This is a genomic window from Arthrobacter saudimassiliensis (assembly GCF_059090665.1).
Window position 1 is genome coordinate 1 of sequence record NZ_JBNHFX010000013.1, and the last position, 355, is coordinate 355.

Genomic DNA, 355 nt, shown 5'->3' on the forward strand with positions numbered 1-355 from the left:
GTACTGCACCCGGGAGGGTGTGGGAGAGTAGGTCACCGCCGGACAACCATTAACAGGGAGGGCCCCGCACCGACGCGGGGCCCTCACCCATTTAACAGCCCGGTGGCAGAGGCCTGTGGTCAGGGCCGGCTCCAACTGGGGGTAAGATAGAAACGCATCACGCCGCAGGAACGCGTCAGCCGAACAGGCTGGACTGGGCCTGCGGACTGTGACCCAGGATTTCCGGCGCAAGCACGGACACAGGGTTACGGCGGTCATAGCGTGGGGGAAACGCCCGGTCCCATTCCGAACCCGGAAGCTAAGACCCACAGCGCCGATGGTACTGCACCCGGGAGGGTGTGGGAGAGTAGGTCAC

1 rRNA gene is annotated in these 355 nt (G+C 65.1%); it reads left to right on the top strand.

Annotation, left to right across the window (positions count from 1 at the left end):
- Window positions 1–246: 246 nt before the first annotated feature.
- Window positions 247–355: ribosomal RNA gene (gene rrf / locus AC5RV6_RS16950) — 5S ribosomal RNA — on the top strand; the annotation flags it as partial.